5 protein-coding genes are annotated in these 17726 nt (G+C 45.7%); all 5 read left to right on the top strand.

Annotation, left to right across the window (positions count from 1 at the left end):
- The 5 genes from MSMTP_RS16250 (at position 1) to MSMTP_RS16230 (ending at position 17170) form a co-directional block, all read left to right on the top strand.
- Positions 1-393 carry a DUF2149 domain-containing protein gene (locus tag MSMTP_RS16250; RefSeq protein ID WP_048181620.1) on the top strand — a complete coding sequence of 131 codons (393 nt, stop codon included), beginning with the start codon at positions 1-3 and terminating at the stop codon, positions 391-393.
- A 230-nt stretch (positions 394-623) separates the two neighbouring features.
- Positions 624-5657 carry a cobaltochelatase subunit CobN gene (locus MSMTP_RS16245; protein ID WP_369799606.1) on the top strand — a complete coding sequence of 1678 codons (5034 nt, stop codon included), beginning with the start codon at positions 624-626 and terminating at the stop codon, positions 5655-5657.
- 388 nt (positions 5658-6045) lie between these two features.
- Entirely contained in the window at positions 6046-6420 is a 375-nt protein-coding gene (locus MSMTP_RS16240) for a DUF2162 family putative transporter (RefSeq protein WP_231582830.1), read from the top strand.
- Between the two features lie 124 nt (positions 6421-6544).
- Positions 6545-11722, top strand: coding sequence for a cobaltochelatase subunit CobN (locus tag MSMTP_RS16235; protein WP_048181612.1), 5178 nt, complete (start codon positions 6545-6547; stop codon positions 11720-11722).
- A gap of 579 nt (positions 11723-12301) precedes the next feature.
- Complete coding sequence (locus MSMTP_RS16230) at positions 12302-17170, top strand: cobaltochelatase subunit CobN (RefSeq protein WP_052718438.1); 4869 nt, start codon at positions 12302-12304, stop codon at positions 17168-17170.
- The last annotated feature ends 556 nt before the right edge of the window (positions 17171-17726 follow it).

Genomic DNA, 17726 nt, shown 5'->3' with positions numbered 1-17726 from the left:
ATGAAAAGATCAAAATCGAGACGCTACCACCGTACAGGTCTCCTCGCTGACCCTGATGACCAGAACCCCCTTACCGGGGTTGCCAACCTTTTCGACGTGGCTATGGTCTTCTCGGTTGCCCTGCTGGTCGCCCTGGTGATGTCCTACCAGCTCCCTGAACTCCTGAACCCCAACGAAGATATCACTATTGTGAAAAATCCGGGGCAGCAGGATATGAAGATCATTATCAAGGAAGAGGGGAAACCCATAGAAGTCCTGAACATGACCGACAACATCGGGGGAGGGACAGGAGAAGCTCTCGGTACGGCTTATAAACTGGCTGACGGCAGGGTAATTTACGTGCCTGAAAGTGAGGAAGAGGCCGGAGGCAACGAGACCTCTCCCTCAGATTAATTTTTTTTTCTAAATTCAATGCAAGTAAATTTGTCTTAAAACAAGTTTCTTTGATTATTCACATTGAATAAAAATTTGTATCTATAAACCCCTGCCGGAACTTCTCTTTATTTTATGGGGTTAGTGAGAGGTTCCGGCATTTTCGAGGAAAGCAAATGCTCAAAAGAACGGATTTTTTGGTAAAACCATTTTTATTTTTGTTGATTCTTCTGGTGCTTTCAGCACCCGTATTGGCAGATGAAAACAAAATTAATATTACGTATGTAGCATGGCAGCCGGGTGAGGCTCTGGAGCTGGCGAGCCAGACAAATCCGTATAGCGGATTTATTGAATACACTTACATTCCGGCATTTAAGGATACATATTATGCAAGTGATGAATTGCTGGCAGCTGTCGATAGTGGATTTTTGGAAACTCAGGATGTCATATTCTTTGACAGGGTTGGCGATACGGTCTTTAACGGGATAAATGAAAGCCTGGAATCTGCCCATGGTAATGGGACCTCATTGCTTAGCATAAACTCAGACAGTGCACCTTTTTATTTCGATTATTCCTCAAATGGCTCCACTGCTGATCCGATATGCAACTATTACAACAACATGAGCACAGTGGGGTTAGGACTCAAAAACGCAGAAAACTTGCTGATTTACCTGGCAAAAGAGTACGGGAATCATACCGAGATAACCGGTGATTGGGACAATACGATTGTAAACTACAACGAATTCCTGTTTGTCCTGGGGACGGAATTCAATGAAGAGGCTCTGAATAATGCGGTTCTGGACGGCAATATCTCGGAAGAACTCAACATAACGGTTTTCACAAAGGATACTCCTGTACCGGAAGGCTTTGATTTCTCCAACTATTCTATGATTTTCATAGATTCCCAGAGTGAAAATGCGGTAAATAACTCGACAGATAGCATAAATCTTGCCAGGACACACGGTTCAATGGTCATAGGGTACAACCTTTCCTCCAATATCACTCTGCCAAACGTTGACCTGTATTCGGACGAATACAAGGATATCGAAAGATACTGGATACAGGGCGGCGAGACAAACATGAAAAACATGCTCAAATTAATGGGGCAGAAGTTTGCACAAATCTGGCAGGATGAACTGATCGATGAACCTGAAATAGTTCTGCCAAAGGTGAATGTGACTTACATCCTTAATTCCGATGTTGAGATTTCTTTCATGAAGGAGGTCCTTGATGAAAGAAAAGTGATCACAGACAGGTTCAATGTCAGAGTCATGACCGGCACAGAGGCCATAAACAACGACATTGACGTATCAAACGATGATGTAATAATACTTTACATGGTGGGAGCTAACGAACTTCCTGAACTGAAGGACAAACTTCTTGAAGCACAGTACAACGGTGCACAGATAGGGATGTTCGGAATGCTGGCAGATGTGTACGGGATAGCAACGTTCGACATGGAAGTACCGCCATATGATGTGTTGAAAGATTACCGCACAAACAGCGGGTATACGAATATGGAGAACTGGATCCGTTGCACTGGCGCAATGCTGGAGGATGTCTACATAGAATATGCTCCTGCACAGGCCCCTGACGTTTCGAAGAATGGTATATACCATCCGGATGCCTTCCCCAGGATCTTTGGGAACAGTACGGAGTATCTTGAATGGTATGCCGAAAACGGATATAATTCCTCTGCTCCAACAATAGGTATTATCAGTAACGATTTTGGTCAGACGACAATTTCATTCACGGCTGAGGATGCACTCATCAGAGAACTTGAATCAAAGGGGTGCAATGTAATCCTCACAACAGATGATGTTTGTGATGGAAATCTGGACTATTTCACCAGAGACGGAGAAGTACTTGTCGATTCGATCGTTTCAGTGAAAGGTTTCTATCTCAACTATAACGACCATGAAAAAGCAGTAGAATACCTGCAGAAAACATACAACGTTCCCGTCTTAAAAGCTGTAACCGATTATTACCAATATCCCGAAAAGTACCTTGAAAATGTAAATGGGCTCAGTTCCACTTCCATTCCTTCCCAGGTCACACAACCGGAAATAGATGGACTAACCGATTACATATGGATAGCAGGAAGGACTCAAAACGATGAAGGAACGTATTACTATGAACCTCTCACGTACCAGGTCGAATGGATATGCGACAGGGCAATTGCATGGGCAGAACTTGGAGAAATGGATAATGCTGCCAAGAAAATCACCATCATTTACTATAACCATGAAGGTGGTAAGAACAACATCGGCGCCAGCTACCTTGATATCAGTTCAAGCTTCACTCTCCTGTTAGAGGACATGCAGGCAGCCGGATATGACCTTGGAAACAACAGCATTCCAAACGGCAGCAAGTTCATTGACCTTTTCATAACAAGCAGAAACGTAGGGACGTGGGCGCCCGGAGAACTTGAGAAAGTCGTAGAGTCAGGCTATGTAACTCTGCTCCCTTCAGAGGAATACCTTGAATGGTACAACACGCTGCCTGAAAGTGTCCGCTCAGAAGTTGAGGAAACATGGGGAGAAGCCCCTGGCGATGTCATGACCTATGAAAATGAAAGCGGAAAGTACTTTGTAATACCTACGATACAGCTTGGCAACATCAATTTCATACCCCAGCCAACAAGATCAAAACTTTCCGATGAGTCGCTCACATACCATAACTCATCAATACCTCCGACACACCAGTATCTTGCAGCGTATTTCTGGATCAACAGCATATACGATGCTGATGCCATTATCCATTTCGGTACCCATGGTACACAGGAATGGTTACCAGGCAATGAAGTCGGATTGTGGAGATATGACTATCCATCCATCATGGTGGCTGAAACACCGGTTGTATACCCCTATATCATGGATAACGTAGGTGAAGGAACACAGGCAAAGCGCCGCGGTAACGCAGTCATAATCGACCACCTGACACCTCCCATCGTTGAGGCTGGCCTCTATGGTGACCTTGCAACATTGCATGAGAAAATCCACAATTATGAGGATGCAAAGGGTGACAACGAAACCGGAATGATGGTGCTGTACCGCAACAGTACGATACAACTGTATGATAATCTGACCCTTGGAGAGGATCTCGGGGTTTCAACTGATGAATTGTCTGCCATGACAGATAATGAATTTGAGAGCTTCCTGGACAGTGTGCTGCACGATTACCTGCACGAACTGCAATCGGAACTCATGCCTTACGGCCTCCATATCTTCGGTGTTGCACCGGAAGATGAGAAACTTGTCTGCATGGTCAAATCCATGCTGGGTGATGATTTCACAGACCATATCTATGATGCATTGCCTAAAGTCAACGGAACCGAGGAAGACTGGCAAAATGAAGCCGATTCTGATGCCGTGTTGCTTTTGAATTCCACGTTGCTGCAAGGAACCAGTGTGACAGGTGCCCAGCTTGAGGTACTTAACTTTACCAATGAAAACATAACAGCAGACCTTGAACTGGGAATCGTGTATGCCAATAACCTGGCTCTGACAACCCGAGAGATAAACCAGACACTGCGGGCTCTCAATGCAGAATACATTGAACCGGGAACCGGTAACGATCCTATCCGCAATCCAGAAGCATTGCCCACTGGAAAGAACTTCTACAGCTTTGACCAGAGGACTATCCCGGACGAAGAAACGGAAGCCATGGGGCGTGCAGTTATCAACACATGGCTTGATTCATATTATGCGGAAAATGGTACCTATCCTAACAAAGTAGCCTTTGTTCTCTGGTCTGTTGAAACCATGCGCCATGAAGGACTTATGGAAGCGCAGATATACGAGCTTCTGGGTGTGGAAATTAAAAGGACCAGTGGGAGGATAACAGGATTTGAAGTTATCCCTCAGGAAAATATGACCCATCCTAGAATTGATGTGTTACTGGTACCCTCAGGACTCTATCGTGATACCTTCCCATACCAGCTTGAACTAATGGACACTGCGGTACGCACGGTTGCAGACCTCAATGAGACGAATGAGACAAATTACGTCAGGATGAATTCGCTCATAATAGAAAGTGCAATGCTGGAAAGTGGGTACAATGAAAGTGTTGCACATTATATCTCAAGGTCCAGAATCTTCAGTGAAGCTCCAGGAACCTATGGTACCGGAGTGGTGGAAGCTGTGGAGGCAAGTGACACATGGGACAACACCTCCGAGATTGCTGACCTGTTCATTTCCAGGATGTCAAATGTTTATGGAGCGGATGTGTGGGGAGATAATTATGAGGATGTATTCAAGCTCAACCTGATGGGAGTAGATGCAGCTATTCACAGTGATACATCTAACCTCTATGGCCTCATGGACAACGATGATTACTACCAGTATCTCGGCGGACTCGGGCTTGCCGTAAAAACGCTGAGTGGTGAAGCTCCTTCGATGTTTGTTGCCGACTTTACAAGTGTTGCCAATCCTGAGATTATCACCCTTGGAGAAGCTTTCAGTAAGGAGCTGGCAGCCAGATACCTCAATCCGAACTGGCTTAACGGAATGATGGAGTTTGATTATGCCGGTGCCAGGGAAATGATGAAGGCTGTAGAGTACATGTGGGGCTGGGAGGCAACTACCCCTGACCTGGTAACGGATTCGGACTGGGAAAAAATGTATGAGACACTGATACTGGACTCACAGAATGTTGGTGTGGATGAATTCCTTAAGGAAAATGCATATCAGTACCAATCCGTAACAGCGAGGATGATCGAAACTATAAGGAAAGAATCCTGGGATGCTTCGGATGAAGTGCTGCAGAACCTGGTCAAAGAGTATGTCGAATCTGTGGCCGAAAACGGTGTCACATGCTGCCACCATACCTGCGGCAATGCCCTGCTTAATGAGTATATACAGGGTGTAATGTCAGTCCCGGGAGTTGTCGACCCGGATACCGCAAAAGAATATGAGAGACTGATGCAGGAGGCAACACAAAGGGAGCTTCCGCAGTCCAGTGAAGGTAGCAGCCACAGCAGCAACGGGCACCAGACAAGTGTTGCCGAAAAACTCAACCAGACCTCTACAAACACCGAAGAAACTGCCAGCAACCAGACTGTTCAGGACTCGGATGTCGGGTATGGTGTTGATTCTCCCGAACCTGCTCCTGAAGTCCGACAAGCTGCAGATTCCGATTACGTCGAAGGCTATGAGATGACAAGGGAAACTGCCGAAAAAGAGTCAGGAGGCATGTCTTTCTCAGGTGCTGACATTGTGGGCACTTTGTTCGTACTTGCAGCAGTTGGAGGAATCTATCTCGGATTCAGGAAAAGGAAGTTTTGAATATGGATGTCTGAAAAGCGGCGCGATATTATGCGCCGTACTTTTTTTCTTTTTTTCTGGCTATTATTCTTTTTCCCCCTCTTTAATTACCATTTTTTTTGGCTCTGTAGAAATCCTCTGAAATAAAGAATCTCCATTAATTTGAACTGAATGGATTGGTATGCTTCTTCTTATTTGTTTTAAGCCTCTTGAAGCTGATTTAGATCGGTTCTCTTCAGAGCTATTTTTTTAATATCTCCCTCTCTTTTATGTGCCGGCTTATAGAAGGCTGCCAACTTCCATTAATGAAAAACGGTTTCAATAGGCATGTTGTTACCACAATGGGTAACATCCGTTATCCAAAAACCAGCTTTTATTTAATAAAGTTCTAAATTCTCAGAGAGATAATATGGACTCTGCTGTATTGACTGTTATTGGATTTTTAATAGGGATCCTCCTCTTTGGGCTTAAAACTGGATTCGGTTGCGGCTTTTCAAACCTAAAAACGCGGGAACTCCTCGCAGTCGGAGGCAGCTATTCCTTTTTGGCCCTGATTTTCGGAAAGGTTGTAGACCACATAAGCATGGATCGTTTTGAAAAAATTTCTTCCATGGGCATGGGAATTCATGTCTTAGTATCTTTGCTTCTCATCGGAGCCGGGATTTACACTCAGAAAGAATGGAACTCCGGAAGGGATATTTCAAGGCATAACTTCCTCACCATCTCAATGCCCTGCCCTGTCTGCCTGGCGGTTCTTGCTGTGCCTGCTTGCTGCTGGCTTTAAATTTGTCTTAAATCAATCTGCCTTTCATATCTAAAATTATACAAAAATTAATATGGAAAACCCTGTCGGAACTTCTCTTTGTTTTATGGGTTGTGAAAGCTTCCGGCATTTTCGAGGAAAACAAATGCTCAAACGAAAGGATTTTTTGATAAAATTAATATTAGGTCTATTGATTTTGCTGGCTTTTTCAATGCCAGCGGTATCGGCATCAGAGAACCAGATAAATGTAACATATGTGGGCTTATCTGAGCCAGCAGAGATACTTCAGTCAGCAAGCTTTAGCAATGTATACTCTGATCAGATCAATTTTACCTATATTCTCGCATATGGGGGAGATGATCTTCAAAATGCTTCTGAAAGCGGTTTTTTCTCAACCCAGGATGTAATTTTCTGTGATATGTTATGGGCTCCAGTTTTTAATGAGACCAACAGTAGTTTTTTCTCTGCATATGAAAACGGAGCTTCCTTACTGTCCATAAGATCTACTGACACACCTGATTACTTTGTTTATGCATCAGATGATTCTGTTGATGCTAAAATAGGCAGCTACTTCAACAATATGGATTCAGAAACTTTTGAAGGTACAAAGAATGCCGAAAACTTACTGATCCACCTTTCCAGAGAATATGGGGGGCACCCTGAAATAACAGACAGCTGGCCGATGATCAACATCACATACATTGGCTGGTCTGAAAATCCTTCAATTGCAGCTGCAAGTATGACATGTCCTTATTCAGAATTCATTGATTATACTTATCTGAACGTAAACGATGATGTTTCAGACGGTTCAAATGACGTTTTTCTTTCCCATCAAGATGTTATTTTCTGTGACATGCTGCTCTATAGTGAAGATCTAAATAACACTTTCTCGATGGCAGATCAGAACGGCTCTTCGCTAATTGATATACGCTCTTCAGGAACTCCAGAATTCTTTGACTATATTTCTGATGGCGATGATGAAGACCGCATCTGTACATATTACAACGGTATGAGTGTCAATACTTTTTCAGGTATCAAGAGCTCTGAGAACCTTTTGATGTATCTTTCAAGAGAATATGGTAACCATCCTGAAATCACAGATGAATGGCCAAAAATCAACTTTACCTATGTTTACTATGACCAGCAGACATCCCCGACTCCTGCTATTGAACTTGCAAGCATGACAAACCCTTACGCAGAGTTCATCAATTATAGCTTCATACTCTCTTATGGGTCAGGTGGTCCCAGTGAAGAACTGTTGCAAGCTTCAGATAGTGGTTTCCTTTCACAGCAGGATGTCATCTTTTGTGACATGATAGGGTATGATGATAACTTTACCAATGCATTCCTCCCTGCTCATGAGAACGGCTCTTCATTGCTTGACATAAATTCAGGCCTTACTCCTGATTTCTTCGATTATGTTTCAAATGGTACTGAAAATGATACTATTTACCTCTACTATAGCAACATGGGTACGGATTCATATGGCCAGCTAAACGCTGAGAATTTTTTGACATACATCGCCAAAGAATATGGCAATAAACCTGACCTTACATCTGGATGGTGTCTTTCAGACCAGGGCGAAGTTATTCCTTCTGAATTTATCTATCACCCTGATGCTGAAAATAAATACTTTGAAAACCTTTCTACATATCTGGATTGGTATGAAAATTCCTCTTCAGATCATCACGTGTATGACCCATCCAAACCAACAATTGGAATGTGGTTCCATAGGCCGGATTACATGGAAGGTAATGCAGCTATTGTCGATTCTTTGATAAAGGATATTGAAGACAAGGGCTGCAATGTAATTGTAGGGGCGGATACCTTCTATGACATTAAAGGATACTATTGTGGTGAAAATGAAACTCCACTTGTTCAATCTATAATATCCCTAAAAAGCTTCAGCCTCGATACTGGTATAGGTATTGATCCTCGTATCTATGAAGGTTATGGATTTGATTCATTGACGCATCTTGATGTGCCAGTACTTAGGGGAATAGTGGTAGAAGTAAATTCTAAGCCCGATCCTGCAGATGCAAACAGAGGAATCCCAAATGATCAAGTAGTCCGCAAGACCATGATGCCAAATATTGATGGTATATTCGAGTATATTGTGATCGGCCAGAAAGTTGAATCAGATGTCGGGACACAGTACGTTCCTATGGAGGGCCAGATCGATTGGATCACAAACAGAGCCATCAAGTGGGCAAATCTCAAACTGGAGAAAAACAGCGATAAGAAAGTTGCAGTAATTTACTACAATTATCCTTCAGGCAAGGATAACATCGGTGCCAGCTACCTTGACACGATAACAAGTATGAGGCTCTTGCTTGAAGAAATGGATGATGCAAACTATACGGTCTCCAGCATTCCTGAAAACAATTCAGCGCTTCTGGAAATGCTGCAGTCCCAGGGTATAAATGCAGGTTCGTGGGCTCCGGATGTTCTTGACGGAATGGTCGAGAACAGGGAAGAGTGGGGCTTGCAGCTCATCCCGATGGAACAGTATCGCACATGGTTTGAGGAGGAAGTGCCTCAGGACCTTCAGGATCAGGTTATCGAGGAATGGGGTGTTCCGTGGGATGAAGATCTGCCAGAGAACAAGTCCTTGATGATATGGGAAAACGAAAGTGGAAAATATCTGGTGATCCCTGCTGTCCAGTTTGATAACGTATGGCTCATGCCTCAGCCTGCACGCGGATTCTTACAGAACGATGATACCCTTTATCACAGTGCTATTGTCCCGCCACCTCACCAGTACATATGTTTCTATCTTTGGTTAAATAAGGAATGGAATCCGGATGCAATTATTCACTTAGGTACTCATGGAACCCATGAATGGCTTCCTGGACAAACCTACGGGATGAACCGTACTGCGGAATGGGCTCCCATCTTGCTACAGGACCTTCCGAATATATATCCCTACATCGTCGCCAATGTGGGAGAGGGGTTAACGGCTGAATACCGTGGAAATGCTCTGATCATTGACCACCTTACCCCAACTCTTGAAAGATCTGGCAGTTACGGTGAAATCGCAAATCTTTCCCAGCTCATGCAGACTTATTACGGACCTGAAATGAGTGAGCAGACCAAGCAGGCTTACCAGATAGATATCATTGATGAAATGGTCGGTCTGAACCTGGATCTCGATCTTGGTATTAATGTCACAGAGTTGTATTCATACAACACAACTCAGTTCGGTGATTTCATCAAGAATGTACTCCATGAATATGTCGAAGAAGTAGAAGGTGAAAACATGCCCTACGGAATGCATATCCTCGGTCAGGTTCCTTCGACCAATATGTCAGATCCGACACGTGATGAGCTTTCTGCCATGGTATGGGCTATGCTTGGAAACAAATTTGATGAGAATGTAACCCTGGCTTTCTATCCGGAAGATGAATATCCGTTAGGTATTCCTTCCAATGATACAAAGGTAATGCAACTTGTCTGGGAAGTTGTAACCAATGAAACCAGTGTCAATGACTCCCAGCTCATGGTGTACGGTGAAATCAACGAATCTGTTACTGCAGATCTGGAACGCGGTCTAATCTACCGTGACCGTCTCCTTGCCTCCACAATTGAGATGGACCGTGTGATTGGTGCCTTATCTGGAGAATTTATCCCTGCAGGTCCAGGTACAGACCCTGTCATGAACCCGGCAGCAGTGCCTACCGGAAGGAATTTCTATGGAGTTGATCCGGATCTCTATCCATCCGAAGCAACATGGAGGATGGGGAAATATCTTGCTGAACAACTGCTTCAGGACTATTACGAAAAATATGGTGAATATCCGAGAAAGGTCTCCTTCTCGCGCTTCGGGGTGGAATTCATCAGAGATCATGGAACTCTTGAGGCTGAAATCCTTTATCTGCTTGGTGTAGAGCCGGGATGGAATGGCAACAAGAAGATTGATCACGAGCAATTTAAGTTGATACCCGAAGAAGAACTGGGTCCAAGCTATGGTGAGTATCCCGGAAGGCCCAGAATTGATATTGTCTATGTAACTGCAGGAATGAGGGATGCTTTCCCGAGCAAGATCAAAATGATCGATTATGCGGTCCAGATGGCAAGTGAGGCTCCTTCAGGAAATTACACAAATTATGTGAATGAAAGCAGTTCAGCAATATATGATGAATTGTATACCCAGTTTATTGCTCAGGGGATGAGTGAAGAAGAGGCTTCAAGCCTTGCAGGGCAGCTTTCAACCATGCGATGCTTTGCCGTAATGGACGGCACCTATGAAATAGGAACAGGTAACGCAATTGATTCAAGTGACTCCTGGGATGATGAAAGTGCAATTGCCGAACTGTATCTTGAAAAAATGGGATACGTTTACGGACAATCTCTCTGGGGCTTCAAGAGTTCGGAACTATTGATCGGAAATCTTAGAAATGTGGATGCATCTGTTCATTCAGATTCTTCTAATCTCTACGATACGCTGGATAATGACGATTTCTTCCAGTACTTCGGTGCGTTGAATCTTGCAACGAGGTATGTATCAGGAGAGACTCCCGAAATGTATGTTTCAGATACCCGCGATCCCGATGCCGCCAGGATGGTGGGAATGCAGGAGTATCTAATGAAAAACCTGCGTTCCAGATACTGGAACCCCAAATGGGTAGAGGGCATGCAAGAATCCGGTTATGCTGGTGGAAGAATGTTCTCAGAATTCGTGGATAATCTCTGGGGATGGGAAGTGTCCGATCCTGAGCTTGTTGATGACAGTGTCTGGCAGCAGACCTATGAAATCTACACAAGTGAAGAAATGAAAGAGTGGTTCAATGAAAATAATAAATATGCATACCAATCAATTACCGGCAGAATGATTGAAGCTATAAGGAAAGGGTACTGGACACCATCGGAAGATGTAATTCAACAACTTGCCCAGGATTACTCCGAATCCGTTGAAGAATATGGGGCAGCATGTTGCCACCATACCTGCGGGAACCCCCTGCTGAACGAATTTGTTTCCGGCAGTCTCTCTGTCCCGACCCAAAATCCAGAAAACTCCCATAAATCCGGAAGCGGGAATAAGGGTAGCTCTACCCCCACAATCAGGAGTTCCGAAGGAAGCAACCAGACCTTAACCAGTGATGCGGTTGCAGGTTATGGGACCGATACCCTCGAAACCCCGACAAGCCCCAATTCTCAGGATGCGGATTCCAGCTACGTTGAGGGCTATGAGATGACAAAAGAGTCCGTTGAGGAATCTGGAGAAGGAAGTATGTCCTTTTCAGGGGCAGATGCCTTCGGTATCCTCTTTGTGCTTACAGCAGTGGGAGGTATCTATCTCGGATTCAGGAAGAAGAAGCTTTAAACAGATAGAAATGCGGCGCAAGAATAATGAGCCTTTTCTGGTAGAAAGTGCTTCCAGGCACTTTCATTTATTCGTGCTTATATTCTTACGTGCGCTTCTTCTTCTTTTTTTGGGCTCATAATATGACTATCTCATAAAACTCATTCTCATTATTGATTTATTTGAAATTAGTGTGTGATTTATGTTTTTTATCAGTTAAATATGCCTTAAATCGGTCTTTTTATCCAAATGGCTAATAATCGTTAGCCAAAAACTATTTTTTATATATTTTATACCCTTACAGCTCATGAGTATCGAATGGGTCTGTGGGGTCGCTATTGATTAGTTACTGGTGGTTCTGGATCTGGATTTAATGCCGGAATGAGAGCTTCCAGCTTCATTTTTACAACCTGGCTATCCGGATTTCTTTGTAGCACACCAGTACAATCTAATTCGGTTCTAAAAAGAAAATGAAATTGTGGTTCCGACATTCTGGCAATTTTTCTCCAGGGGTGATCCGGAATTTCACAAGAAGTTGTGGGGGATATTGTGTAGAGTCTAAAATTCAGGTTATTGTTTTTAAGCGCAGTGCTTCTTTTGTTGCTTGCGCCAACGGTATCGGCAGATGAAAACCACGTTGATATAACAGTAATAAGCTATGGTACTCAGGCTGCTTTTGAAGAGGGCTGGAATACCAGTCCATATAAAGATAAGCTGAACCTGACATATTACGAATCCGGAACCACGGACTTTTCGGAGGTCGATTTAGGGAACCCGGACATCATATTCACCTACATGCTCTGGGATTCGGTTTTTGATGAGGTCGGAGATGACCTTGAAAGGGCAAAGTCGAACGGTGCCGTGCTAATCGACATCACCTCCTTCCCCGGGGCTTCTTTTAATATGTCCGATTATGACTATGCCTACCCTGGGGATGAAAACGGAAGTATGGTCGAGAAGTACTTTTACAACATCGGGGTAGAGGAGGAATTCCTCAAGGAAAACTCCAGAAATTTCCTTGCCTACCTTGCCCAGAATTTCTCAAGCAAAACGGAGTTGACAGCGGATTGGGAATATGAGGACCCTATAATCCTGCCTGCCGGGCTTTACCATCCGGATTCTCCGGTCGATAAGTACTGGTTCGACAACAACTCCGAATACCTTGAATGGTACGGCAACAGCTCAAACGGGGAGCACAGGGTCTATGACCCGGACCGTCCCACAATCGGGATATGGTTCCATAAGAGCGATTACAAAGACGGGAATACCGAGGTTGTGGATGCCCTTATCAGGGACCTTGAAAGCAAGGACTGCAACGTAATCGCAGGTTTTGATACGTTTAACAATGTCACCGAATTTTATTGTGACGAAAGCGGTGAACCCCTCATTCAGTGTGCGATTTCTCTAAAGAGCTTCGCACTTAATTACGAAAACTATACCCGCGGAATCGAGGAACTGGAGGACCTGGACGTGGCGGTACTGAAAGGCATCGTGGCTTCGGAATCCGATGACCCCGCCGACGCTAACAGGGGGATTCCCACCGAAGAGGTCGCCCGAAAGACTATGGCTCCGGACAGGGACGGGATTTTCGAGTACATCGTGGTCGGGAAGAATATACAGGTTTCCTGGAACGAGTACGTATATGAGGCAATCCCTGCCCAGGTAGACTGGATTGCAAACCGCTCGATAAACTGGGCAGAACTGAAACTCAAGGATAACACTGAGAAAAACGTTGCAATCATCTATTACAACTACCCGCCTGGAAAAGACAACGTCGGGGCAAGTTACCTTGACACTATCTCGAGTATGGTTTCCATACTTCAAAAGATGAATGAAAGTGAACGGAATTATAATATCGAGGACGCCCCGAAAAATTCAACGGAACTGCTGGACAGGATCCAGGACCGGGGCAGGAATGTCGGTTCCTGGGCTCCCGGGGAACTTGAGGCAATGGTCCAGAACGGAATTGAAAACGGGGACATGGTGCTCCTGCCAATGGAGACTTACAGGGAGTGGTTTGAGGCTGAAATTCCCGAAGACCTCCGGGAAGCTACCATTGCAGAGTGGGGTGCGCCCTGGGAAGAAGACGTGCCTTCGGACAAGAGTCACATGATCTGGGAAAACGAAAGCGGGAAATATATCGTGATCCCGGCTGTCCGCTGTGGGAACGTCTGGCTCATGCCCCAGCCTGCCAGGGGTTTCATGCAGAATGAAAATGCCATGTACCACAGCAGCATCCTCCCGCCCCCGCACCAGTACATTGCTTTCTATCTCTGGCTGAATAAGAACGAGGAATGGAAGCCTGATGCCCTGATCCACCTCGGGACCCACGGGACCCATGAATGGCTCCCTGGTTCGGCGTACGGGATGAACCGCACAGCGGAATGGTCTCCCCTCCTGCTTCAGGATATTCCGAACATCTATCCCTATATCGTGGCAAACGTGGGAGAAGGCCTGACTGCGGAATACCGTGGAAACGCCCTGATAATCGACCACCTGACCCCGACCCTTGAAAAGGGCGGACTGCACGGGGAAATGGCAGGGCTTGCCGGAAACATCCAGTCCTACTACGACCCTGCTATGAGCGGGACCGATGTGCAGGAAAAATACCGGAAGCTCATAATCGATGAGATGCTTGAACTCAAGCTCGATGTAGACCTTGACGTAAACGAAAGCATGGTCGAAGAGCTCAGGACCAATGAAACCTTCTTCAACGATTTCGTGAAAAACGTCCTCCACGAGTATCTCGAAGAAATTTCCGAGGAAAATATTCCCTACGGCATGCATGTGTTCGGGGAGGTGCCTCCCGAAAAGAGCCTGGAGCAAAAGGAGGGTGAACTGGTATCCATTATCCGGGCAATCATGGGTGCATCCTTTGAAGGGAATGTGACCGCTACTTTCTATACCAATGCAAGAGGGTATCCCGCAGGTATTCCTGAGGGGGATACGGATGTGGACCGGATGATAAGGGAAGTTCTAATCAACGGGACGGAGCCCGCAACGGCTCAGGACATTGTATACGGTTCCAGCAACTCATCCGTAACCAGTGACCTGGAGTTCGGCTTAAGCTACAAAGACAGAGTTGTCGAACCTGTACTGGAAGACCTGCCTCCGGTTATCAGGACTATGCTCGGGCCTTCATTTGAAGGGAATGTGACTGCTGCTTTCTATTCCAACTCAACTCTCTACCCTGCAGGCATTCCTGAAAATGATACGAAAGTAGATGCCCTTGTAAGGGATGTCATATACAACGGTACAAAGTACCGGGACGCCCAGGACGCGCTCTACGGCTTCAACAACAGCTCGGTAAACATCGACCTGAAACAGGGGCTTGAATACAAAGCCGACATCCTGGACCTGCACAGGGACGAGATGAGCCTGATGGTAAGGGCAATGATGGGAAACAGCTTTGAAAAAGCTGTGGAAGCTGCCTTCTATTCCGATACAACGGAATACCCGCTCGGGATTCCCTCGGATGACACAAGGGTGGACCGGCTTGTCTGGGAAGTGGTTAGCAGCAACAGTAACATCACCCCCGAAGCAGCCCAGGACCTGGTCTACGGAAGTAACGAGAGTTCGGTGAGCTCCGCCCTTGAGATAGGGGTTGAATACAGGGACAGGCTCAGGCAGTGTTCCCAGGAAATGGACCATTTGCTCTCAGCCCTTGAAGGCGGCTACATCCCTCCGAGGTCAGGCAGGGACCCGATTCAGAATCCTGATTCGGTCCCCACAGGGTGCAACTTCTACGGGGTGGACTCGAGGCTTTACCCCTCGGAAGCTGCCTGGGAACTGGGAGTTGCCATGGCAAATTCCCTGCTTGAGGACTACTACGGAAAATACGGGGAATACCCGCAAAAAGTTTCGTTCTCAAGGTTCGGTGTGGAGTTCATAAGAGACCACGGGACCCTTGAAGCCGAAGTGCTTTACCTGCTCGGGATAAAGCCTATCTGGGACGATGAAACCAGGCAGCTAAAAGTAGACGATGAAGGAAATTTTGTGTTTGCGGTCATGAACGAGTCCGAAATGTATGCGCTCCTGCCTGAAGACTCACTCCTGCGCAATGAATCCCTGATCGGCAGGCCGAGGATCGACATTGTCTATACGACCGCCGGGATGAGGGACGCTTTCCCTGACAAGATAAAAATGATCGATGAGGCTGTCAGGCTTGCAGCCAACCAATCCACAGTCCCGGATACCAACTATACGAACTATGTGAATGAGAACAGCCAGCAGATCTTTGCTGCCCTTGTCGCTGCAGGGTATGACAGTGATACCGCAAAGCAATTGTCCGAAATGCGCTGTTTTGCGGTTAAAGACGGGACTTATGAGATCGGGGTTGCCAATGCCATCGGTGCAAGTGGGACCTGGGAAAACGAGGAAACAATTGCCGAGCTTTACCTCGACAAGATGGGTTATGCCTACGGGACCGATATCTGGGGTGAAAAGTGTTCCGAACTCCTGGCAGAAAACCTGAAAGCAGCGGATGCGTCTGTCCACTCGGATTCCTCGAACCTCTACGACACTCTTGACAACGACGACTTCTTCCAGTATTTCGGAGGTATGAACCTTGTGAGCAGGTACCTTTCAGGGGAAACCCCGGAGATGTACGTCTCCGATACCCGGAGCCAGGACGCGGAAAACTGCGGGATGACTCCGATGGACGAGTACCTGAAAAAGAACCTTCGGTCCAGGTACCTCAACGACCAGTGGATCAAAGGCATGATGGAATCCGGATACTCCGGAGGCAAGCTTATGGCAGAGTTCGTAAACAACCTCTGGGGCTGGGAAGTCTGTGACCCGGACCTTGTGGATGACAGCGACTGGGAACTCGTCTATGAAACGTACATCAACGACCCTGACATGCAGGAATGGTTCAAGGAAAACAACCCTTACGCCATGCAGTCAATAGAAGCCAGGATGCTGGAAACCATGCGTAAAGGCTACTGGGAGAACACCGAGATAAGAGACCAGCTTGTTTCCGAGTACGTAAAGTCAGTTGTAGAGGACGGTGTCACCTGCTGCCACCACACCTGCGGAAATCCCCTGCTTGATGAGTACGTGAAAGGCATGATGTCTGTTGCGGGAGTCAGCCAGGAGCTTCAGGACGCATACAATAATAAGATCACCGAAGCAACCGATTTCCCGGAGACTACTCCTATTACCTCACCCAGTACGAGTAGCAGCAGTGGTAACAGGGGCAGTTCTACCCCTGTGGTAAAGAGTGCGAACCAGACAACCGTTCAGGAAACTGATGCCGGATATGGGACCCAAACCCCCGATGCTCCGGAAAGCTCTTCATCTGCTGAATCAGATCCTTATGTGGAAGGCTACGAGATGCAGAAAGATGCAGCAGATGGTTCCGAGGGAGGAAGTCCGATGTCTTTCTCAGGTTCTGACGTTGTGGGTACTTTGTTCGTACTTGCAGCAGTGGGAGGTATCTATCTCGGATTCAGGAAGAGAAAGCTTTGAGACTTCGATAGACTGGGGGCATTATTTATTTCAGTGCCCTCAAATCCTTTTTTTGTTTTTTACTTCTCTTGATTTCTTTTCTCTTGATCTCTTTTTTTACTTCTATTGTTTTCTTTTCTTCATCTCCTCTTTTTTATGGTACAGTGTTTATTGGTTTTTATTTGACGAATTTTTCTATTCGATTGGGCTATTTTTTCCAGCCTTTTTAGCTTCTTGTTACCTTTCAGGGTAACGATCGTTACCCAAAAAATAGGGATTATATGTCAAATAAACTCAACTTGAGTTGTTCCGTAAGTGGAGACTATTGAACGGAAAAGGTGGGATCAACTGTCATAAAAAAACGATGTCATATTCATGGTTGGCGCATCAATATATTTTCAATCTATTGTGGCTGGCATTTGCTCATCTTTTTGAAAGTAAACTTGTGTTCAATTTCTATAATCACGCCCCTCCGGAAATGTATTTTCCCGGTATGTTTCCGTCTCCGGGGATTTCATTCAAAATATGTTTTGGCTTGCAATTCCCGTCCCTTTGCAATCCTTAACCCGGTGTTCAG

It is taken from the genome of Methanosarcina sp. MTP4 (genome assembly GCF_000970045.1).
Taxonomy (GTDB): Archaea; Halobacteriota; Methanosarcinia; order Methanosarcinales; family Methanosarcinaceae; genus MTP4.
The sequence above is the reverse complement of the archived record's forward strand: the minus strand, read 5'-3'. Positions and strand labels throughout refer to the sequence as shown.